The 20,189-nt window shown below is 73.9% G+C and carries 19 protein-coding genes and 1 pseudogene; 13 read left to right on the top strand and 7 right to left on the bottom strand.

The window, feature by feature from the left end:
* Nucleotide 1 precedes the first annotated feature (1 nt).
* Together EIZ62_RS00435 and EIZ62_RS00430 are read left to right on the top strand one after the other, a co-directional pair.
* Complete coding sequence (locus tag EIZ62_RS00435) at nucleotides 2-1,546, top strand: SDR family oxidoreductase (RefSeq protein WP_156690724.1); 1,545 nt, start codon at nucleotides 2-4, stop codon at nucleotides 1,544-1,546.
* Nucleotides 1,543-2,988 carry a cryptochrome/photolyase family protein gene (locus tag EIZ62_RS00430; protein WP_156690723.1) on the top strand — a complete coding sequence of 482 codons (1,446 nt, stop codon included), beginning with the start codon at nucleotides 1,543-1,545 and terminating at the stop codon, nucleotides 2,986-2,988. The genes EIZ62_RS00435 and EIZ62_RS00430 overlap by 4 nt, the downstream gene beginning before the upstream one ends.
* A 41-nt stretch (nucleotides 2,989-3,029) precedes the next feature.
* On the opposite strand, the gene EIZ62_RS00425 is transcribed toward EIZ62_RS00430, so the two are convergent.
* Entirely contained in the window at nucleotides 3,030-4,115 is a 1,086-nt protein-coding gene (locus EIZ62_RS00425) for a MerR family transcriptional regulator (RefSeq protein WP_156696111.1), read from the bottom strand.
* Between the two features lie 297 nt (nucleotides 4,116-4,412).
* On the opposite strand from EIZ62_RS00425, the gene EIZ62_RS00420 reads away from it, so the two are divergent.
* From EIZ62_RS00420 to EIZ62_RS00410, 3 genes and pseudogenes are all read left to right on the top strand, one after another.
* On the top strand, nucleotides 4,413-4,994 hold the full coding sequence (locus EIZ62_RS00420) for a sigma-70 family RNA polymerase sigma factor (RefSeq protein WP_156690722.1): 582 nt from the start codon (nucleotides 4,413-4,415) through the stop codon (nucleotides 4,992-4,994).
* Nucleotides 4,995-5,162: 168 nt separating this feature from the next.
* A pseudogene (locus EIZ62_RS00415) lies at nucleotides 5,163-5,813 on the top strand (lysophospholipid acyltransferase family protein); the annotation flags it as partial.
* Between the two features lie 108 nt (nucleotides 5,814-5,921).
* A complete protein-coding gene (locus tag EIZ62_RS00410) occupies nucleotides 5,922-6,914 on the top strand; it encodes an immunity 49 family protein (RefSeq protein ID WP_156696110.1) in 993 nt (330 codons plus the stop codon).
* A 100-nt stretch (nucleotides 6,915-7,014) separates the two neighbouring features.
* Here the strand turns inward: EIZ62_RS00410 and EIZ62_RS00405 are convergent, their stop codons facing one another.
* Nucleotides 7,015-7,773, bottom strand: coding sequence for a nucleotidyltransferase domain-containing protein (locus tag EIZ62_RS00405; protein ID WP_156690721.1), 759 nt, complete (start codon nucleotides 7,771-7,773; stop codon nucleotides 7,015-7,017).
* Nucleotides 7,774-7,825: 52 nt separating this feature from the next.
* The gene (locus tag EIZ62_RS00400) at nucleotides 7,826-8,449 is read right to left on the bottom strand and encodes a TetR/AcrR family transcriptional regulator (protein ID WP_156690720.1); all 624 of its coding nucleotides are present in this window, start codon (nucleotides 8,447-8,449) and stop codon (nucleotides 7,826-7,828) included.
* Nucleotides 8,450-8,574: 125 nt separating this feature from the next.
* On the opposite strand from EIZ62_RS00400, the gene EIZ62_RS00395 reads away from it, so the two are divergent.
* The 6 genes from EIZ62_RS00395 to EIZ62_RS00370 all read left to right on the top strand — a co-directional run bounded on the left by EIZ62_RS00395 (nucleotide 8,575) and on the right by EIZ62_RS00370 (nucleotide 15,458).
* Entirely contained in the window at nucleotides 8,575-9,135 is a 561-nt protein-coding gene (locus EIZ62_RS00395) for a PH domain-containing protein (RefSeq protein WP_156696109.1), read from the top strand.
* 59 nt (nucleotides 9,136-9,194) lie between these two features.
* Complete coding sequence (locus EIZ62_RS00390; RefSeq protein ID WP_244375321.1) at nucleotides 9,195-10,751, top strand: PH domain-containing protein; 1,557 nt, start codon at nucleotides 9,195-9,197, stop codon at nucleotides 10,749-10,751.
* Nucleotides 10,752-10,831: 80 nt separating this feature from the next.
* A complete protein-coding gene (locus EIZ62_RS00385; protein ID WP_244375319.1) occupies nucleotides 10,832-11,521 on the top strand; it encodes an ArsR/SmtB family transcription factor in 690 nt (229 codons plus the stop codon).
* Complete coding sequence (locus EIZ62_RS00380) at nucleotides 11,518-12,852, top strand: MFS transporter (RefSeq protein WP_244375317.1); 1,335 nt, start codon at nucleotides 11,518-11,520, stop codon at nucleotides 12,850-12,852. Before EIZ62_RS00385 ends, EIZ62_RS00380 begins: the two co-directional genes overlap by 4 nt.
* Before the next feature lie 241 nt (nucleotides 12,853-13,093).
* A complete protein-coding gene (locus EIZ62_RS00375; protein WP_156690718.1) occupies nucleotides 13,094-14,431 on the top strand; it encodes an FAD-dependent oxidoreductase in 1,338 nt (445 codons plus the stop codon).
* Nucleotides 14,432-14,622: 191 nt separating this feature from the next.
* Nucleotides 14,623-15,458, top strand: a protein-coding gene (locus EIZ62_RS00370) for an IS5 family transposase (RefSeq protein WP_156690717.1) whose coding sequence is annotated in 2 segments (ribosomal slippage) — nucleotides 14,623-14,983 and nucleotides 14,983-15,458 — 837 coding nt in all. Because the reading frame shifts where the segments join, the coding sequence is not laid out codon by codon here.
* A gap of 20 nt (nucleotides 15,459-15,478) precedes the next feature.
* Here EIZ62_RS00370 and EIZ62_RS00365 read toward each other — a convergent pair.
* Nucleotides 15,479-16,078: a YdcF family protein gene (locus EIZ62_RS00365; RefSeq protein WP_156690716.1), complete on the bottom strand. Its 600-nt coding sequence runs from the start codon at nucleotides 16,076-16,078 to the stop codon at nucleotides 15,479-15,481.
* 256 nt (nucleotides 16,079-16,334) lie between these two features.
* On the opposite strand from EIZ62_RS00365, the gene EIZ62_RS00360 reads away from it, so the two are divergent.
* Complete coding sequence (locus EIZ62_RS00360; RefSeq protein WP_208827718.1) at nucleotides 16,335-17,384, top strand: LppY/LpqO family protein; 1,050 nt, start codon at nucleotides 16,335-16,337, stop codon at nucleotides 17,382-17,384.
* A 9-nt stretch (nucleotides 17,385-17,393) separates the two neighbouring features.
* Here EIZ62_RS00360 and EIZ62_RS00355 read toward each other — a convergent pair whose 3' ends face one another.
* Entirely contained in the window at nucleotides 17,394-17,768 is a 375-nt protein-coding gene (locus tag EIZ62_RS00355; RefSeq protein WP_156690715.1) for a fluoride efflux transporter FluC, read from the bottom strand.
* The gene (locus EIZ62_RS00350; RefSeq protein WP_156690714.1) at nucleotides 17,765-18,337 is read right to left on the bottom strand and encodes a FluC/FEX family fluoride channel; all 573 of its coding nucleotides are present in this window, start codon (nucleotides 18,335-18,337) and stop codon (nucleotides 17,765-17,767) included. The genes EIZ62_RS00355 and EIZ62_RS00350 overlap by 4 nt, the downstream gene beginning before the upstream one ends.
* 150 nt (nucleotides 18,338-18,487) lie before the next feature.
* On the opposite strand from EIZ62_RS00350, the gene EIZ62_RS00345 reads away from it, so the two are divergent.
* Entirely contained in the window at nucleotides 18,488-19,324 is an 837-nt protein-coding gene (locus tag EIZ62_RS00345; RefSeq protein WP_156690713.1) for an inositol monophosphatase family protein, read from the top strand.
* A 13-nt stretch (nucleotides 19,325-19,337) separates the two neighbouring features.
* Here EIZ62_RS00345 and EIZ62_RS00340 read toward each other — a convergent pair whose 3' ends face one another.
* Nucleotides 19,338-20,072, bottom strand: coding sequence for a DUF2470 domain-containing protein (locus EIZ62_RS00340; RefSeq protein ID WP_156690712.1), 735 nt, complete (start codon nucleotides 20,070-20,072; stop codon nucleotides 19,338-19,340).
* Nucleotides 20,073-20,189 lie beyond the last annotated feature (117 nt).

Below are 20,189 nucleotides of genomic sequence, written 5' to 3'. Positions count from 1 at the left end.
CATGACCAACCCGAACGGCGCACGCCTGTGCCTGGTGACCGGCGCCACCGGCTACATCGGCGGCAGGCTGGTTCCGGAACTGCTCGACGCCGGGCACCGGGTGCGGTGCCTGGCCCGCACGCCCGGCAAACTGCGCGACCACCCTTGGGCCGGGCGGGTCGACGTGGCCCGTGGCGACGTCACCGACGAGGAATCGCTGCGCGCCGCGCTGCGCGACGTCGACGTGGCCTACTACCTCGTCCACGCCCTGGGCACCGGACGGGACTTCGAGGAGACCGACCGGGACGCCGCCCGCCTCTTCGGCCGCTGCGCCCGCGAGGCCGGTGTCCGGCGCATCGTCTACCTCGGCGGCCTCACCCCCGCCGGCGTGCCCGCGAGCGGGCTCTCCCCGCACCTGCGCTCCCGCGCCGAGGTCGGCCGCATCCTCCTGGACTCCGGCGTGCCCACCACCGTGCTGCGCGCCGCCGTCGTCCTCGGCTCCGGCTCCGCCTCCTTCGAGATGCTCCGCTACCTCACCGAACGGCTCCCCGTCATGATCACCCCGAGCTGGGTGCGCACCCGCATCCAGCCCATCGGCGTACGGGACGTCCTGCGCTACCTCGTCGGCAGCGCCGCCATGCCCCCCGACGTCAACCGCGCCTTCGACATCGGCGGCCCCGACGTACTGACCTACCGCGACCTGATGCGCCGCTACGCGGTCGTGTCCGGACTGCCACGACGGCTGATCCTGCCCGTCCCCGTCCTCACCCCCAACCTCTCCAGCCTCTGGGTCGGCCTCGTCACCCCCGTACCGCCCGCCATCGCCCGGCCGCTCGCCGAGTCACTCCGTCACGAAGTCGTCTGCCGGGAACACGACATCGCCCGGTACGTCCCCGACCCGCCCGGCCACCCCATCGGCTGCGACGAGGCCCTCACCCTCGCCCTGCGGCGGGTCCGCGAGGCCCAGGTCACCACCCGCTGGTCCTCCGCCGCCGTACCGGGCGCACCCAGCGACCCCCTGCCCACCGACCCCGACTGGGCCGGCGGCAGCCTCTACACCGACCGCCGAGAACGCCACGTCGACGCCCCGGCCGACGCCCTGTGGCGGGTCATCGAGGGCATCGGCGGCGAGAACGGCTGGTACTCCTTCCCGCTCGCCTGGGCCGTACGCGGCTGGCTGGACCGGCTCGCCGGCGGTGTCGGCCTGCGCCGGGGCCGCCGCGACGCCCACCATCTCCGGGTCGGTGACTCGCTGGACTTCTGGCGCGTCGAGGAGATCGACCCCGGCACCCTGCTGCGGCTGCGCGCCGAGATGCGGCTGCCGGGCCTCGCCTGGCTGGAGATGTACGCCGAGGACGACGGCGAGGGTCGCAGCATCTATCGCCAGCGCGCCCTGTTCCACCCCCGCGGACTGCTGGGCCACGCCTACTGGTGGGCCGTGTCCCCCTTCCACGCCACCGTCTTCGGCGGAATGGCCCGCAACATCACCCGCGCGGCCCAGGACGAGGCGCGGACCCGCACGAAGTCCGGCCCCGGCACCGGCAGCCGCCGGGGGTTGGCGTCATGACCGTCTCCGTCGTGCTGTTCACCAACGACCTGCGGCTGCACGACCACCCGCCGCTCCGGGCCGCGCTCGGCGGCGACAGGCAGGTGGTGCCGCTGTTCGTCCGCGACCGGGCCATCGAGAAGGCCGGCTTCGCGGTCCCCAACCGCAGCGCGTTCCTCGCCGACTGCCTGCGCGACCTCGACGAGGGCCTGCGCGCCCGCGGCGGGCGCCTGATCGTCCGGTCGGGGGACGTGGTGCGGCAGACCTGCGCCGTCGCCGCCGAGGCCGGCGCGGACGAGGTCCACATGGCCGGCGAGCACACCCGTTACGCCCGCCACCGGGAGGACCGCCTGCGCGCCGCACTGGAGGCGGACGGCCGCCGCCTCTACGTCCACGACGGCGTCGTCACGGCCGTCGAGCCGGGCGCGCTCACCCCGGCGGGCTCCGACCACTTCGCCGTGTTCACCCCCTACTTCCGGCGCTGGAACGACCACCGGCCGCACGAACCGCTCACCGCCCCGCGCCGGGTGCCGGTCCCCGACACGGTGTCCTCCGAACCCGTCCCCGCCCGCTCCGAGGTGACCGGAACCTCCCCGGCGCTCGCGGCAGGCGGCGAGAAGGAAGGGCGCAAGCGCCTGACGGCATGGCTGCGCGGCGCGGCGACCGCCTACGACACGCGCCACGACGACCTGGCCGGGGACGCCACCTCCCGGCTCTCGCCGCACCTGCACTTCGGCACCCTCTCGGCGGCCGAGGCCGTCCACCGGGCCCGCCGCGCCGGCGGCCCGGGCGCCGAGGCGTTCGTACGCCAGGTGTGCTGGCGGGACTTCCACCGCCAGGTCCTCGCCGCCCGCCCGGCCTGCGCCGACCGCGACTACCGCACCAGGCACGACCAGTGGCGCACGGACGAGACCGCCGCCGACGACATCGAGGCGTGGAAGCAGGGCATGACGGGCTACCCGATCGTCGACGCCGCCATGCGCCAACTCGCCCACGAGGGCTGGATGCACAACCGCGGCCGGCTCCTGACGGCGAGCTTCCTCGCCAAGACGCTCTACGTCGACTGGCGCATCGGCGCCCGGCACTTCCTGTCCCTGCTGGTCGACGGCGACATCGCCAACAACCAGCTCAACTGGCAGTGGGTGGCGGGAACCGGCACCGACAGCCGCCCCAACCGCGTCCTCAACCCCGTCATCCAGGGCAAACGCTACGACCCCGACGGCGCCTACGTACGCCGGTGGGTCCCCGAACTCGCCGGCGTCGAGGGGCCCGCCATCCACGAACCCTGGAAACTCCCGCCCGGCCGCCGGCCCCGCCAGGACTACCCCGACCCGATCGTCGACCTCGCCGAAGGCCTCGCCCGATTCCGCCGGGCACGGGACCTTGACCGGGACCGGGGCGGAGACGGAGGGCGGAGCCGGGACCCGGACCCGGACCGGGACCGGGAGCCGGCCCGGGAGTGACGGCTGCCGCGGCGGGCCCCACGCCGACGGCCGTCGCCGGTTCAGGAAGGCCCCGCGCCGGGCGCGGGACCGGTCGCGCACACTCCGTTCAGCGCGGTCACCGCCTCCCGCAGGGACAGCGGCCGCAGGACACCGGCCGGACGGGGCCCCGCCCACCCCGGCCCCGCGGTCAGCACGGCCGGAGCGGTCCTGGCTCCCCGTACGCCCCAGCCCGTGGCGGCCACGTCCCGCGCCAGCGGCACGTTCGCCGTCGAACGGGACTGCGACCACAGCACCACCGCGGCCGGGCCCGTCCTGCGTACCGCCGCGCCCAGGGCCTCGACCGGAACGGCGGCGCCGAGCATCCGGTACGCCAGCCCCGACCCGCCGAGCGCCGCGGCCAGCGCCTCCAGGGCCAGGCTGTGCTGCTCGTCGGGTACGCACGCCAGGAGGACGGGCCCCCGCGACGCCGAGTCGGGCGTGCGCGCCGGCGCCCGGCGCAGCGCCGTCGACACGTGCCACGACAGGAGGTGCTCCACCTCGACGTACCGGTCGCCCGACGTCTCCCACGTCCGGCCCACGGCGTGCAGCACCGGCACCATCACCTCCTCCCACGCGGCGACGGGCCCGAACCGCCCCACGAGCGTGGCGAGCAGGTCTTCCATCGCCGGGGCGTCCAGCCGCACCGCGGCCCGCGCGAGCCCACGGCACTCCCGGCGCACCTCGGCCGGCGACAAGGGCGGCAACGGCGGTGGTGGCGACGGCAGCGGTGCCGGTGGCGGTACGGCGCCGGGGGTTCCGGGCGGAGGCCCGGCCCGGGAGGTGCCGTCCGCGGCGCCCGGCGCCCCGTCGGGGCGCGGAGGCGGTACGAGGGCACGCCCGCCGGACGGAGCGACGACGGGCAGGAGGGAGCCCGGTTCGCCGGCCGCGCGCCGGTCCCGTTGCCGTGCCGCCAGGGCGGCCTCCGCGGGCGGCACCCCGGACGCGGTCAGCCGGCACATCTCCCGCAGTACCGCGAGGTCGGCCGGCCGCCACCGGCGGTGCCCGCCCGCACGTCGGTCCGCCGGCCCCAGCCCGTACCGCCGGTCCCAGGACCGCAGCGTCACCGGCGAGACACCGAGCAACCGCGCCACGGCCCCGGTCGTCATACCGGGCCCGGCCGCCGTGTCGGCTTCGATCGCCGTTCCGGGCTCGGCCGCCGTATCGGGTCCGGCCGTCGTATCGGGTCCGTGCTTCGTACCGGGCCCGGTCGTCACGCTGGGCTCAACGGAATCGTTCACGCACCGATTATCCGATGCACAAGCGTTGCGAGTTGCCCAGGTGATCTTGCTCTCCGCACGGTGGGCCCCAGAGCGGCGTCCCGGGCGCTCCGGGGCGCCGTCGAAGCGGCTCGGTCGTGCCCGTCCCCGGCACCGGCCCCGCACCGGTGAGAAGGAGCAACCACCATGACGGACAAGCCCGTTGTCACCGCCACCCGCCCCGGACCGGCGGACGAGGACCTCGCCGCGCGGGTCGTCCGGGGCGAGGAGGAGGCCATGGCCGCCGCGTACGCCCGGTGGGGCGCGCTCGTGCACGGGCTCGCCCTGCGCGCGCTCGCCGATACCGCCGAGGCGGAGGACGTCACCCAGCAGGTGTTCTTCGCCGCCTGGCACGGCCGCGCGGGCTACCGGCCCGAGCGCGGACCGCTGTCCGCCTGGCTCGTCGGCATCACCCGCCGCAAGGTCGCCGACGCCCTCGCCGCCCGCACCCGCCGCGCCGACCTCACGGCCCGGGCGGAGCGCGCCCAGCACACGACCGCCCCGCGCGGCCCCCGCACCGAGGACGTGCTGAACCGGGTGTGCGTGGTCCACGAGCTGTCCCTGCTGCCGGAGGCGCAGCGGGCGGTGCTGCACATGGCGTTCTACGACGACCTCAGCCAGGCGCAGATCGCCCGCCGCACGGGTCTGCCCCTGGGCACCGTCAAGAGCCACGCCCGCCGAGGGCTGCACCGACTGCGCCGCCGGCTGACCCCGCCCGGAGCGTCCTGACGCCCCCCGGACACCGGCGTGCCCGGCACCGGCGTCCCGACCCGCCGCGGGCCGGGCCATGACGCCGGACTGGGTACCGGGCCGAGGGCGACTGAGTAGCAGCGCTCAGGCCGGCCGTCCCCGGCCCGCCGACGATGAGGGGGCACATCGCCGGAACGGGAGACCCACATGCTCAGCCGCCTCAGCCACACCCTGGTGCCCGCCTTCGGGCGCCTCACGGTGACGTCCGACGCCGGTGCCGTCATCGCGCCCGGCAGCATCGTCGCCGCGAACCACACCTCGCTCGCCGACCCCGCCATCGTGCTGGCCGCGCTGCGCCGGCTCGGTGTCCAGCCGGTCGTCATGGCGGCAGCCGGGCTGTGGCGCCTGCCCCTGCTCGGCGGGGCGCTCGCCCGCGAGGGCCACATCCCGGTCTTCCGCAGGGACCGGCGCGCCGCGCAGGCGCTCGACCTCGCCGCGGAGGCCCTCGACCGGGGCGCGTCGGTCCTCATCTACGCCGAGGGCGGTATCCCCGCACGCACGGACGCCGCCGAGGCGGCGCCGGGCGCCTTCCGCAGCGGGCTCGCCCGGCTCGCCGAGCGCACCGGCGCGCCCGTCGTTCCGGTCGGCCAGGCCGGTGCGCGCCGGGTCGCGTCGGGCGGCACGGCCAAGTGGCTCGCGGGACTCGCCACGGCTCCGGTCCGGCGCCCCCGCCTGCACGTCCACCTGGGGGCGCCGCTGATGCTGACGGGGGACGCGGTGGCGCGTACGGCCCAGGCGTACGGAGCCGTGACGGACGCCTGGCGGACGGCCGCCGCCCGCATCGGCGAACCGGCCGCCCGCATCGGCGACCCGTCGCGCCGCCCGGCCGGCGCTCCGCCGGTGCTGTCAGTGCCGGTTGATAGCGTGCTCAGTCCAGTCGGGGAGTCCATGAAGGGGCGGGGGCGCATGCGAGATGTGGCATGTCATCAGATCAGCGAGCAGCGGTTGGCCGAGGCGCTCGACGACATTCGCGGGCGGGCCTATGCGCGGTGGCACTCGCTGCGGTACGGCAGCATCTCGCCGACTCTGATCCGGGACATGGCGGACGAACTGCTCGACCATGTCGCCGCGCGAACGGTGACGGAGCCGGGGCTCGACGCCGCCGCGCGCACGGTCGCCGTCACCGCCGCGGAGTGCGTGCACGGAGTGCTGAGCATCATGTGCTTTCCGGAAGGGGACCAGGAACTCCGGTTCCCCCTCGTCGGGGAGCGGATCAGCACGGACCCGGACGACGACGAGTTCGGGGACGGGGGCATCACCTTCCGGGACGTCGTCACGGAGGCGCCCACCGCGCGGACCTGGCTCGACACATTCGAGCTGTGCGTCGTCAGCGGGCACGTGTGGGACTGGGAGCGGGTCACCGGGCTGATGCTGCGCGGCGACTACGCGTCCGCCATCCGTGACGGCGTGCCCTACAACCGGTACACCTCCGTCTCCGACCCCGCCGACCTCGCCGCCATGGACGCCCTGTGCCCCTACCTCACCGAGGCGGCCGGGCATCTGCCCCGCGACTGGCCGACGGTTCCGCTGCGCAAGCCCGACGCCGGGGAGCGCGCGAGGGCCGCCCGGAGGCTCGACGAGGTCGGCGACGCGCTCAGCGCGGAGCAGCAGCTGCTCCGCGTGCTCCTCGACGACGACCAGCACGCCTTCGAGGACGCCCTCGTGGCCCGGCTGGTCGCGTACCGGGAAGGCGTCGAGGCCGATGCCGGCGATCCCGCGCCCCGGTCCCTCCTTCCCCTCGGCACCCTCGCCCTGGCCTGCCTCGCCGTCCAGGCCCATGGGTGGGAACTCGGCGTCCGGTCCGGGTATCTGCCGTACGGTCTGCTCGGATCGCCGGACGCGACGCGCCGGGCGGCGGAGGGGAACCGGAACGACGCGGGTCACTGGGCCGCCACGTAGCCCACCGGGGTGTCATTCGCGATGATCCGAGCGACAGGGCCTGGAGCACGGGGGAGGGGCGCCTGGGGGAGGGACGCCCGGGGGAGGGTGGCGCGGCGACTCAGCCTGCCCGTGCGACGATCCGGTCGATCGCGGGGCGGAGGAAGGCGAGGGTCAGTTCCGCCCGCCGTGCGAGCCACTGCTCCGACGTGTCGGCCGCGGAGGTGTCGTAACGACGCCGCCGGACGTCGGCCACGACCTCCGCGGGGGCGCCCATCTCCAGGAGGACGTCGAGTGCCTCGGCCTTGGTGATCAGCCGGCCGTCCCTCAGGGTCACCGTGGCCCTGGCGAGGACCAGCAGCCCGAGGTCGACCCAGGAGTTCTCGGTCCACAGCTCCGGACGGTCCAGGCGAGGGCGCCAGTAGTCCGCGAAGTTCTCGACGATGTAGCCGGTCAACTGACCGTCCGGCACCGGCGGCAGGAGGGCCTTCGGGGGTTCGCCGTACAGGACGCGGCCGAAGTCGTGCAGTTCCCGCCGCGTCACCGGGGTGATGGGCCGGCGCATGAGTTCCTCGTGCGCCCAGGTGACGTGCGGGCGGGCCGGGTCGCCCAGTTCCGCGGCGGCGGCGTAGCTGCAGTGCAGCTTCGGCACGAGCGGGTTCGCGAGGCGGCCCAGGCCCTCGTGCGACTCGCGGAGCGATTGTTCCTCCTCTCCGGTGCACGGTCGTTCGAGGACGGCGATGAGGTCCAGGTCGCTGCGGCCCGGCTGGTAGTCGCCGCCGGCGAGTGACCCGTGGGCCCACACCGACAGCAGCGGCAGGCCGGGGCGGAGCATGTGGAGGAAACGGTCCAGGAGTTGGTGCGTGGCCTCGTCTGTCATACGCACAGTCTGTTCCACCGGGCGACCCGTGAACCGGCGGAGCGGGGGAGCGTCAGCTTTCGCTTCTGAAGAGCCGGTCCAGGTGCGCGTCCAGGCGGTGCAGGGCCTCCTCGCCCGTCTGCACGCCCAGCAGTGTGTACGCCGTCAGGCCGTCGACCAGGCTGATCAGCAGCATCGCCTCGGTGTGCGGGTCGAGCGCCCGCTCCTCCGCGAGTTCGCCCCGCTCCCGGGCACTCCGCAGGAGGCTCACGAAGAGCTCCGCGAGTTTCGGGATGCCTTCCCGGGCCTCCTCGCGCAGGCGCTCGTCGTGGATCGCGCGCGCGAAGTACGCCGCGCCGACCAGCGTGCCGATCCGGCTCCTCTCGTCCAGCGGCAGCATGCCCGCCAGACACTCCCGCAGCACGGTCCTCGGCGGCGGCTCCTGTCCGGCGGCCGGGGCGAGCGCGCCGAGACGCTCGCGAATCCGCCGGTCGGCCAGGACGTTGATGTGCCGCAGCGCGAAGAGCAGCATCTCGTCCTTGGTACGGAAGTAGTGCTGGAGCCTGCCCAGCGAGATGTCCGCCTCCGCCGCGACGTCGCGCAGACTCACGCCGTCGAGGCCGCGCGTACTCGCGATGCGCCACAGCGCCTGCGCGATCTCCGAGCGTCTGGCCTCGTGGTCCACCTTCTTCGGCACTCCGCACAACCTACTTTCCCTCTGACCCCGCCCGGCCCGTCGCGGACTCCGCCCTTTGGCAAGTCACTCGTACCGTTGTAGCGTATCGCTATCCAATACAGTTGACTTGGAAAGCGGTCCTCCTCATGTCCCTGCCTCCCGCCCCGCAGCTGCGGGCGCCACGCCACCGGGTCGACCCGCGGGCCCGCCGATGGTGGACGGTCCAGGCGCTCGTCGTGGTCAGCGGGCCGATGCTGCTCACCGCGCTCGCGCTCGGCCTGTGCTCCGCGCTCTTCTTCAGCGGCGCGCTTCCCTGGCTCCTTCCGCTCCTGCTGGTCACCCTGGTCGTGCCCGCTCTCGGCTACCTGGTCCTCATGCCGCGCCGCCGCCACGAAACTCACGCCTGGGAACTCGGCGTCCACGCCGTCTACGCGGCCGGTGGCTGGATGTGGCAGCGCCGCCGGATCGCCCCGCTGTCCCAGGTCCAGACCGTCGACACCGTCCGGGGGCCCCTCCAGCGGCGGTACGGCCTGACGACGCTCACCGTCACCACGGCCTCCACCGCGGGCGACATCACCATCGAGGGCCTCTCCGAGACCGACGCCGAGAAGGTCGCCCAGGCCATCGGGCGTGCCGCCCACGCGACGCGCGCGGGCGTCGCCGAGCCGCGGCGGGCGGCGGCCGGTCACCGGGAGGGAGCCGTATGAGCCGCATGAGCAGTACGCGCCACAGGAGGCGTACGAGCCGTACGAGAAACATGAGCCGCATGCACCGTCACGCCGACGGCTGGCGCCGTCCCGCCGCCCGCACCCTGCTCGTCCAGTGCGGCTGGCTCGCCCCGCCGCTCGGATCGCTGGGCCTCGCCGTCCTGGCCACCGGCGGACGGCTCCCCGAGGGTGCCCGCATCACCCTGATGGCCCTCACCCTCTCGTTCGCCGCCGTCTCCGCCGCGGGCCTGGTCCGCTGGGCCCGGACCCGCTACCGGCTCACCGTCGACGCGTTCGTGCTGCACAGCGGTGTGTTCAGCAGGCACAGGCGCACCGTGCCCCTCAGTCGCATCCGCAGCGTCGACCTGACCGCGACCGTGCTGCACCGCCTGCTCGGCCTCACCGTCGTACGCGCCGCCACCACCGCCTCGGACGGCGAGCGCGGCGTCATCACCCTCAACGCGGTGACCGTCCCCGAGGCCCACCGGCTCAAGGCCGCGCTGCTCGCCCACGCGGACACCCGCTCAGCCGAGGGTGAGAGCGAGGGCGAGGGCGAGGGTGACGCGGTGCTCGGCCGCCTCGACTGGCGCTGGCTGCGTTACGCGCCGCTCACCTTCTGGGTCGTGGGCGGTGTGGGCGTCGCCGTGGGAACGGCGTACCGCGTGCTCGACGGGCTCGGTATCGAACTGTGGCGGGTGGGACTCGTCCAGCGGGCGTTCGCCGAGTTCGGCAACCGCATGCTGTGGCTGACCGTCCCGGCCGCCCTGGTCGTCGTGATCGCCCTCGGATCCCTCGGCGCCCTCGCGGTGTACGCCGAGAACTGGTGGGGCTACAGGGCCACCTGGACCGACAAGGACACCCTCACCGTACGGCGCGGCCTGCTCACGACCCGCTCGGTCGCCCTCGAACGCGACCGGCTGCACGGGGTGCTCCTCCGCGAGCCGCTGCTGCTGCGCGCCGCCGGGGGAGCGAGCGCGACCGCCGTCGCGGGCGGCCTCGGGGACAAGGAGGAGGCCCGCGCGCGCGGAGCCCTGCTCCCGCCCGCGCCACGCGACGTGGCCGTCCGCGTCCTGACCGGCGCGCTCCGCGCACCCGCCCGACTCTGGGACTCCGTACCGCTGACCGCCCACCCCGAAGCGGCCAGGCGGCGACGGGTGGTGCGGGGGCTGCTGTACGCCGTCCTGCCGCCGACGATCGCGCTCCTCGCCCTCGCGGCGTTCCTCTCCCCGGTGTTCCTGCACGTCGCCTGGGTGTACGCCCTGTCGGCGACGGCGGTCTCCGGGCTCCTGGCCCGGGACGCGTACCGAAGCCTCGGCCACGCGCTGCACGGTCCCCACCTCCTGGTGAGAGCCGGTACGTTCAGCCGGGACACCCTCGCCCTGGAGCGCGCGGCGATCGTCGCCTGGACCTTCTCCACCTCCCCGTCCGCGCGCCGTTCCGGCCTCGTCACGCTCACGGCGGCCGTACCCGCCGGTGAACACGCCTACCGCGTACGCGACCTGGCCGCGACCGACGCCGTCGCCCTCGCCGCCACGGCTCGCCCGGGAATCCTGGACGAGTTCCTGGACCACGACCCGCCCCCGCGCCCCGGCACCACCTGGCCGACCAGCGCCTGACCGTCTGAGGTCCGTGGGGACGGCGAACCACTCTCCAAAACTTTCTTGGCAAAGCCGGGTCGCCGTCCTACTCTCCCTCCATGACCGATGGACCCTTCTCCGGCATGGGCAGCCGCCGTGTCCTCGACCCGGCCGAGGACACCGCCGCACTCAAGGCGCTCACCCACCCCTTGCGGATCCGGCTGCTGGGGCTGCTGCGGCAGGACGGACCGGCCACCGCGAGCGAACTGGCCGTACGTACCGGTGAGTCGTCCGCCTCGACCAGCTACCACCTGCGCGTACTGGCCAAGTACGCCTTCATCGCCGACGCCGAGCACCGCGACGGTCGTGAGCGGCGCTGGAAGGCGGTGCACGAGCTCACGAGCTGGAGCAATGCCGCCATGTCCGGATCGGACACGGCACGCGCCTTCGGCGCGGCGTTGCACCGGGCCCAGCTGGACCACTTCGAGCGGTCCCTCGCCGGCTTCCAGCGGGACGTGGAAGCCGGGTGGCTCGGCCCCGACTGGCTGGAACCGGCAGGCGTCTCGGACCTCATGGTCAGGCTGACGCCCGAGTCGCTCACCGAGCTGTGGACCACGATCGAGCGCACCGTCGAGGAACTGGTCACCCGCGACGCCGACGACGCACGCGCCGAACAGGTCGCCCTCTTCTTCGCCGGCTTCCCCACCGGGCAGCGGGACGACGCCGCCACCGGGCCGGCCGGCGAGGCCGAGGAGCGTGACGCCGCCACCGGGCCGGCCGGCGGGGCCGAGGAGCGTGACGGAACGTGAAGCAGCCGCTGGGCCCCGACGCCGCACGCCGTCGCTTCGCCACCGTCACCTTCCTCTTCTGGCTGCCGGTCGGCCTGTACATACCCGCGCAGGTGCTGCTCCTGACCGAGCGCGGCATGGCCCTCCCGGTCGTGGCCGGGCTCTTCGCCGTCCACTCGGTGACCGTGTCCGTCATGGAGCTGCCGACCGGTGGCCTGGCCGACGTCGTCGGCCGCCGGGCCGTCCTCGCCGCCGCGGGGGTGCTCAACCTGTGCGCCCTCACCGCGATGGCCCTGGGCACCACCGTCTGGGCCCTCGCCGTCGCCATGGTGCTGATGGGGGCCGGCCGTGCCCTGTCCAGCGGACCGGCGGAGGCCTGGTACGTGGACACCGTCCAGGCCCACTCCGGCGCCGGGGCCGACCTGCGCACCGGCCTCGCGCGCGGCAACACCGCCTCCGCCGCCGCGCTCGCCGCCGGAACCCTCCTCGGCGGCGGCCTGCCGCTGCTCCTCGACCTGGCCCCGGACGCGGGTGCCCGCATGGCTGAGGCCACCGGCGGACTCGTCCTGCCGCTCTCGGCGCCCGCGCTCCTCGGAGCCGTCGTCAACGCCGCGTACGTGACGTATGTGCTCTGCTCACTGCCGGAGCCGCCCCGGCCGCCCGCGACCCTGCGCCAGGTCCTGCGCGGTGTCCCCGCCACGACGGCGGCCGGACTGCGCCTGGGCGCGCACGAACCCCTCGTACGCCGGGTCCTGCTCTCCGCGGCCGCGGTCGGCGCGGCGCTCGCCACCGTCGAACTCCTCACCCCGGGACGCGCGGCCCGCCTCACCGGTACGCCGGAGTCCGGCGCCGTGGTGTACGCCGTGCTCGCCTGCCTGGGCTTCCTGTGCACGGCGCTCGGCAGCCACAGCGCGCCGCTCGCCGCCCGGCTGACGGGCAGCAGCGAGCACGCGGCCCTGGCGAGCCTCGCGGTGAGTACGGCCGGGTTGCTGCTGCTCGGCGTCACGGCCGCGTGGGGAGGGCCGGCACCGGCGGTCGTGGCCGCCGTCGGCTACGGGCTCGTCTACTTCGGCCTCGGCGCCGCCGGCCCGAACGAGAACGACCTCCTGCACCGCCGGGTGGACAGCACCGTCCGGGCCACCGCGCTCTCCGTACAGTCCCTGGCACTCCAGTCGGCGGGAGCCGTGACCGGCCTGGTCGCCGGTTCGCTGCCGGCCGGGCCCCTGCCGTGGCTGGTGGGATCCGTGGCGCTGCTGGCCGGCACGCTGCTGTGGACCCGCCGGGCGGCCGGCCCCGCAGCGGGGGAGGAGCAGCAACCGTACGCCCGCAAGGCGTTGCCCCGTGCGCCGTGACCGTACGGCGGGCGCACACGGAACCCGGACCGGTCGGCTCGGGAACCGGGCAGACGCGCAGGGCGGCGCCACGGGCACCGATCCCGGGCCCTGAACGGCCGGTATTCCCCCTCCGCGCTGCTCACCGCACGCCGGCCGGCCCGCCGCCGGGGTAGTGTCCGGCGTGACCGCGACGCCGACGGCAACCGGACGGCCGCACAGAGGAGTCGGACGCTCGCGCCCGACTCGGTGAGGGGTGCACGTGCAGAGGGCTGTAGTGCTCGGGGGAAGCATCGCCGGCCTGTTGGCGGCCCGCGTGCTCAGCGACCACGCCGAGGACGTGGTCGTCGTCGAACCGGACGCGCCGGACGAGGAGGGCGGCGGGCGCGGCGCTCCGCACCGCGGGCAGCTCCACGCCCTGCTCAGCATGGGCCAGACCCAGCTCGAGCGCTGGTTCCCCGACTTCACCCAGGAGCTGCTCCGGAGCGGTGCCCGCCTCGGCACCGGCGGAGCCGTGCGGTTCTACGTGGACGGGCGGCTCAAGGCGCCCGTCCGGGACATCTCCATGATCGGCGCGTCGCGCACGTGCATCGAGAACCTGGTCCGCAAGCGAGTCCTGGCCCTGCCCAACGTCCGTATCCACCAAACGCAGGCCCGCGATCTCGTCCTCAACTCAACCCGCGTGACCGGTGTCCGCGTCTCCGCCACCACCTCCGCCTCCGCCGGCGGCCACGACAGCGGCTCCGGCGAACTCGCCGCCGATCTCGTCGTCGACGCCATGGGCCGCTCCAGCCGGCTGGACACCTGGCTCACCCGGCACGGCTGGGATCCGGCGCGGCTCGACCGCATGCGCATCGACCTCGGCTACGCCACCGCGACATTCCGCAGGGGCACCGAACTGCCCGACACCGTCGTCGCCCACTGCACACCGGGCCCCGCCAGCGGCTACCAGCCGACCATCGTCGAGCCCGGCGCGCTGACGGCCATCGAGGGCGACCGCTGGAGCGTGGTGCTGGCCGGCTACGCGCACCACGCACCCGGCGCGGACCGCGAGGAGTTCCTCGCCCGGATGCGCCGCTGCGCCCCACCCCTGCGCGAGGTGGCCGAACGGTGCGCGCCCGACAGCGAGATCAAGCCGTATCGCTTCCCAGAGGCCCGGCGGCGCACCTACACGTCCCTGGGGCGCTTCCCCGGCGGCCTGGTCGTCGTCGGCGACGCCCTCGCCTCCGTCAACCCCATCTACGGCCAGGGCATGACCCTTGCCACGCTCCAGGCGTCGTCCCTGGCGGCACACCTGCGCTCCGGGGCGCGGCCGTACGACCCCGCGCTGGCGTACTTCCGACGCGCGGAGACCGTCGTGAACGCCGCCTGGCAACTGTCCTCCACCGCCGACCTGGCCCAGCCCCACGTCACCGGCCCCTACCCCCGCGGCTACGCCTTCCTGCGCTGGGCGGGCGACCGGATCACCGAGGCCTCGGTCCGGGACTCACAGGTGAACCAGGCCTTCATGGACGTCGTCCACATGCGCGCCCACCCCAGGACCCTCACCAGCCCCCGCATCCTGCTCCGGACGGCACGCGTCATCGCATCCCGGCCATGACCGCCCACCGTGCCCCCACCACCGTCTCCCCGAACATCCCCGTCAGAGCACACGGCCGACGCCACAGGGCACTGTTGGGGGACGGCATGAACGCCAAAGCCGGAGGTGGAAGTTGTAGGCGGCGCTCCTAGGCCGCCCCTAAGAACTCCTAACGAAATGATCTTCGAGGTGGTTGGATCACTCCCAGACTGATGATCTGGGGGCGCGGGGTGGCGCGGTCGAAGCCGTGGGAAGTTGACGACGAGCTGTGGGCGGTGATCGAGCCGTTGTTGCCGAAGGTTGAGCGGCGGGCCCGCCACCCCGGGCGCAAGCGGCATCCGGATCAGCTGGTGCTCCAGGGCATCCTGTTCGTGATGCATACCGGGATCGCCTGGGAACTCCTGCTGCGGGAACTCGGCTTCGGCTCGGGTATGACCTGCTGGCGCCGTCTGGCCGAGTGGACTGAGGCAGCGGTGTGGCCCTGGCTGCACGAGGTGGTCCTGGCCAAGCTCCGCAGCGCGAACGCCCTGGACTTCTCCCGGGCAGCGGTCGACGGCTCGCACATCCGGGCATTAAAGGGGGCCCCAAAACGGGACGAAGCCCTGTCGGCCGGGGCGGGACGGGCAGTAGGCATCCCCTGATCACTGACGCCACCGGCATACCGCTCGCCGCCACCTTGACCGGCGGCAACCGCAACGACGTTACCCAGCTGATCCCACTCCTCCAGGCCGTGCCGCCGGTGCGAGGCAAGCGCGGCCGCCCCCGGCACCGCCCGGACGTGGTGCTGGGCGACTGCGGCTACGATTACGACAAGTACCGCCGCCTTGTCTGGGATCTCGGCGTGAAGCCGCTGATCGCCCGCCGCGGCATCGAGCACGGCTCCGGTCTGGTCGCCCAACGCTGGCTGGTGGAGCGCACGTTCGCTCACCTGCACTGGTTCCGCCGCCTGCGGATCCGCTGGGAGATCCGCGACGACATCCACGAAGCCTTCCTCACTCTGGGGTGCGGCATCATCTGCTGGCGCCGGCTCAAGCACCACCAGGCTTGAGCCCAGGCGACAGCGCCTGTCTACAGCGAGACCTTCCGCTCTTCGGCCTTGAGGCCGCGGAGTGTCCAAAGTCCGTACAGAGCCAACAACGGTTTGACGACCATCCACTCACCAGGGCGGTAGTCGTCCGCGCGCACCAGCCTCTCTGCAAGATCGGGCCGCTGCCGCCGCAAGTAAGCACGGGCCTTGAGCGCATGAGCTGGCTGGGAGGCGATCTTGATGCGATCCACGTCCTCAAGCAGTGGGATCACGTTCGTGACGTTCTCCCACGTCGTCGCGCTTTGGTCTTCGAGGAGCACCGTGCCGTCGAACGCAAGCACCGACTTCGCGTAGCCAGCCATCAGCTGGGCCTCAGTGGCGCCGCTGCTGGTCGCACCGCCGCTGAAGATCACGCAGGTCCCATGCGCACCGTCAGCGACGATGGAGCGGATTCCAGCACGGACTCGCCATCGGTTGATCAAGTTCGCCGTCACTTCGGGACTCCGGTACCCCAACACCACCACGGCCGCGGAGGTGCCTCCGCCACTCCCCACGAGCGCTCGAGACCAGCGCCAGTTCAACCACTCACCCCAGGCCAAGGCTGCAACTCCAGCTATCGCCAATCCCGTCCTTCGCCGCATGCGGCGACTCTAGGACACCTCGGTTTCGGGCCACGAAGAAACCAGCCACGCTACACACGACGCATTCTGTTAGCAGTTCTAAGCACTTGTGGACCGGAGCACGCAAGCCGGAGTCCGTGGCTCGGACGTCCAGGTGAGTGAGCGGTCAGGGTCGGTGGCGTGGCACCTAGCCCGGGCGGGGGAACCTGGTGATCCTGGCTCTCGCACACACGGTGTGCTCCCCATCGACTGGCCACCACGAGAGCCGGAGGCACCCGTGAGCGTGAGCAGAGGGCGGCATACGAAGGCGGCGGCGGCCCCGTCGCGGCGCGGGCTCCTCGCCGCCGGAGCGTTGGCCCCGGTCGTCGCCGGTGCGGGCTCGGCGCCGCATGCCACCGCGACGGGCCGGAGCACGGCGGACGAGGCGTACCCGAGCCGCGGTGCCGAATCGCCCGGTGCAGGCGTCGGCGCAAGCACCGGCGGTGGGCGGCCGTTGCGGCCGCTGGTGACGATACTGGCCGACTGGAAGGACGCCGCCGAGGCACTCGGCGCGCCCGGGAAACTGACGGAGGACGGTACCGTCTTCCGGGTCACGTTCCCTCGCGCCGACCTGGACGTGTCGTCCTACGGGGTGACCGGTGTGACGGTGGCGTCGTACGCGGCGTTCGCCCGATACCCCGACGGGCGGACGATGCTCATGGGGGACGTGGTGGCCACGGAACCCGAACTGCAGCACGTCACCGATGCAATGCAGGCGCACGCCCTGGAGCAGACGGCGATCCACAAGCACCTGCTCGCCCACCGCCCCCACCTGTGGTGGACGCACCTGCACGGACTGTCGGCCGACACGGTGGCACTGGCGCGCGCCATGCGGGCGGCGCTCGACGCCACCTCGACCCCGGCGCCCCGGGATGACGCCGGCGAGACGGCGGTGGACCTCGACACCGCCGCGATCGACGCAGCCCTCGGCGCGCGGGGCCGGAGCGAGAACGGCTACCGCTTCTCCTTCGCCCGCCGGGAAACCGTCACCGACCACCATTACGTGGTGCCGCCCGCCATGGGTGTCACGACAGCCATCACCTTCCAGCCCGTGGGCGGCGGACGCGCCGCCGTGTCGGGCGACTTCGTCATGACGGCCGGGGAGGTGCAGAACGTCATCGTCGCCCTGCGCAAGGGAGGGGTCAGCGTGGTCGAGCTGCACAACCACGCCCTGCGGGACGAGCCGCGCCTCTTCTACCTCCACTTCTGGGCGGTCGGGGACGCGGTGCGCCTCGCCCACACCCTTCAGCGCGCCAAGGCGGCGACCAATCTGGAAGCCGGCACCTGAAAGCCGGGTTCAGGCGAGGAGGGCGCCGGCCAGGGCGTGTCCGGCGAACGCGGCGGCCAGTCCGGCGAGGACGCTGATGAGCACGTTGGCGGCGGCCAGCGGCTTGGCACCGGTCTCGGTCAGCCGGACGGTCTCGTACGAGAAGGTCGAGTACGTGCTCAGGCTCGCGCAGAGCCCCGGCCCGATGAACTCGTGCACGAGACCGGGCACGGTCGTGGCCGCGACGGCGCCGGTCAGGAAGCCCAGGAGCGTGCAGGCCGCGGTGTTCACGGCGATCGTCCCCCAAGGGAGCACGGTGCCGTACCGGGCCTGGACAAGACGGTCGGTCAGGTAGCGCAGCGGCGCGCCGACCAGCGCACCGGCGATCACCATCAGCCAGTTCACGCGCGGCCCCCGTCGTGGCCGGTTCGCGGTGGCAGCAGCAGCCGTGTCGTGGCGGCCGCGGCCCAGACGGCGAACAGCGCCCCCACGAGGGTGGCGGCGAGATAGAGCAGCGCCGTGCCCGCACGGCCGCTGCCGAACAGCTGCTGGGCGTCGACCGCGTACGTCGAGAAAGTGGTGTACCCGCCGAGGACACCGGTACCGAGAAAGGGGCGGGCCAGCGGGTGGGGCGCCGCCGCCCGCTCGGTGAGGAGCACGATGAGTGAACCCATGGCGGCGCTCCCGGTGACGTTGACCCAGAACGTGGTCCAGGGGAACGCGCCCGTCACGGTGGGCCACAGCAGGCTCGCGCCGTAGCGGGCGCAGGCGCCGAGTACGCCGCCGAGCGCGACGGCCGCGAGGATCTCCGCCTGACGGCGACGCGGACCGGGGGCCCTCCGCGCGGGCCAGGCGTCGACGACGGTGTCGGGGTCGACCGGCCGGGCGCGGCCGTCCCGCCCGCCGCCGCCGTGGCCGGTGTCGTCGCCACTGCCGGCCGGCGTGCTGGGCTCGTGGTCGTGGTCGTGGTGCACGCTGCCAGGCTCCTACGTGATCGTCTCGGCCCGCGCGCGGGCACGCGGAACGATCAGCCAGGTTACGTCGCCGGAACCGGCGGACACTCCTACCGACCCGGGCCGCCCGACCGCCCCGCCGCCGGGTTCCCGCCCGGTAACCTGCGCGGCATGATCAACTCCCATGCGAGAGCGGACGATTCCACGGTTGCCATAGCGGCGGCCCGTGCCGGCGCCGACGTGGTGCGCTCCCTGTACGGTCAGCGGCTGACGCGCATCGACAAGGGCGCCGGGGACTTCGCCACCGCCGCCGACGTGGCGGCCGAGAACAGCATCCTGGACGTCATCCGGGCCGCGCGCCCCGAGGACGCCGTGCTCGGCGAGGAGGGCGGGCGGCAGGGGGCCACCGATGCCGGACGCCAGTGGCTCGTGGATCCCCTGTGCGGCACGCTGAACTACGCCGTCGGCAACATGCTGGTGGCCGTCAACGTGGGCCTGCGCGGCGGGGCCGCGGCGGTGGCCGACCCGTTCAGCGGCGAGGTCTTCTTCACCGACGGCACGACCGCGCGGGTACGGCAGGGCGGGGTCGACGCCCCGCTGGTGCCCACGTCCGCCACCCGACTGGTGGACGTCAACCTGGACCCGCCGTTCCCGAGCGCACCCGGCTTCCGGGCGGTGGACCTCCTGGGGCACCCGGACTTCACCGCCCGGTTCAGGCCGCGGGTGGTGTCCACGACCCTGGCGCTGGCCTGGGTCGCCGCCGGCAAGAGGGCCGCGTACGTCACCGACGGCAACGACCTGTCGGAGAGCGTGCACTTCGCCGCCGGCATCGCCGTGTGCCGGGCCGCCGGGTGCGTGGTCACCACGCTCGACGGGACCCCGGTCGGAGGAGCGGGCCGTGGACTCGTGGTGGCGGCCGACGCGGAGACCCACGAGCAACTGATGTCGGTGGTCCGGGGCCTCCGCGACCTCGACGGCCTCGGCGACCTCGACGGCCTTCGCGACTGACGGCCGGCGGGGACTACGGGCGCGCTGACGGGTACGGGTGCGGGTGCGGATGGTGCGAGCAGCGGGTCGCCGCGAGGAGTCGCCGCACCTGCTCCCCGGCTTCGGCGGCGTCCCGGGCCTGGGCGGGGAACAGGAGGCGCAGGTCGCAGTGGCCTTCCCGGTACTCGCAGCGCAGGGTGATGCCGTACCGGTCCACGGAGAGCGGAAGGGCCCGTACCACCCCCTGCGGCAGCCGGGCACCGGCCAGCACGATCAGGTCCGCCACCATGTCTTCGTGGGCGTCGGCCAGATGCGTCAGCATCGCGGCCTCCTCGACGGCGAGGGGATCCGGCTGGGCGAGGGTGACGTCGTCGGGGCGGACGTCCACCGACCCGGCCGCCGTCCGCAGCGTCACGCGCGCGAGGTCCAGGCGCAGGCCATCACCGTCCTCCGGCTCTTCCGGTACGAGCCGGCCGGACATCGTCACCCGGGCCCGCACGCGGTCGCGGAGCGGGGTCGGCGCGATGTCGGTGAACTCCAGCACGGCGGCGAGGCCACCCCGCGGCGCGACGGCGACCTGGGCGGCCAGCGGGCTGTCGGCCTGGGCGGCGAGGGTGACGCGGCCCTTCCGGTCGACGGAGTGCATGCCGATCAGGTCGTAGTCCTGTCCGTCCGTGTCGAGGGACAGGGAGACTGCCCGCGCCAGCACGGAGCGGACGAGTTCCGCCGCGGTCTGCTCGGGCGGAAGGCTGTCGGTCGCGGCACTCAACGGAACTCCTCGCGGTACGGATGAGAACGGGGGCGCCCCCGATTAGGTGAGGCTAACCTAACCATCCCGGAGCCGGTGCGTCCACATCGCCACCCCGAGTCACGGTGCGTACTCCGG

Origin of the sequence: Streptomyces ficellus, assembly GCF_009739905.1 — a bacterium.
In the GTDB taxonomy this organism is placed as follows: domain Bacteria; phylum Actinomycetota; class Actinomycetes; order Streptomycetales; family Streptomycetaceae; genus Streptomyces; species Streptomyces ficellus_A.
Note: the sequence above shows the minus strand (reverse complement) of the source record. Positions and strands in the feature narration are given on the sequence as shown.

Excerpts from the sequence above, each read along its gene's own strand:
- EIZ62_RS00430 (WP_156690723.1), top strand. The coding sequence starts at position 1,543 with ATGACCGTCTCCGTCGTGCTGTTCACCAACGACCTGCGGCTGCACGAC.
- EIZ62_RS00345 (WP_156690713.1), top strand. The coding sequence starts at position 18,488 with ATGATCAACTCCCATGCGAGAGCGGACGATTCCACGGTTGCCATAGCG.
- EIZ62_RS00390 (WP_244375321.1), top strand. The coding sequence starts at position 9,195 with ATGCACCGTCACGCCGACGGCTGGCGCCGTCCCGCCGCCCGCACCCTG.
- EIZ62_RS00410 (WP_156696110.1), top strand. The coding sequence starts at position 5,922 with ATGCGAGATGTGGCATGTCATCAGATCAGCGAGCAGCGGTTGGCCGAG.
- EIZ62_RS00395 (WP_156696109.1), top strand. The coding sequence starts at position 8,575 with ATGTCCCTGCCTCCCGCCCCGCAGCTGCGGGCGCCACGCCACCGGGTC.
- EIZ62_RS00365 (WP_156690716.1), bottom strand. The coding sequence starts at position 16,078 with ATGCGGCGAAGGACGGGATTGGCGATAGCTGGAGTTGCAGCCTTGGCC.
- EIZ62_RS00435 (WP_156690724.1), top strand. The coding sequence starts at position 2 with ATGACCAACCCGAACGGCGCACGCCTGTGCCTGGTGACCGGCGCCACC.
- EIZ62_RS00405 (WP_156690721.1), bottom strand. The coding sequence starts at position 7,773 with ATGACAGACGAGGCCACGCACCAACTCCTGGACCGTTTCCTCCACATG.
- EIZ62_RS00420 (WP_156690722.1), top strand. The coding sequence starts at position 4,413 with ATGACGGACAAGCCCGTTGTCACCGCCACCCGCCCCGGACCGGCGGAC.
- EIZ62_RS00385 (WP_244375319.1), top strand. The coding sequence starts at position 10,832 with ATGACCGATGGACCCTTCTCCGGCATGGGCAGCCGCCGTGTCCTCGAC.
- EIZ62_RS00425 (WP_156696111.1), bottom strand. The coding sequence starts at position 4,115 with ATGACGACCGGGGCCGTGGCGCGGTTGCTCGGTGTCTCGCCGGTGACG.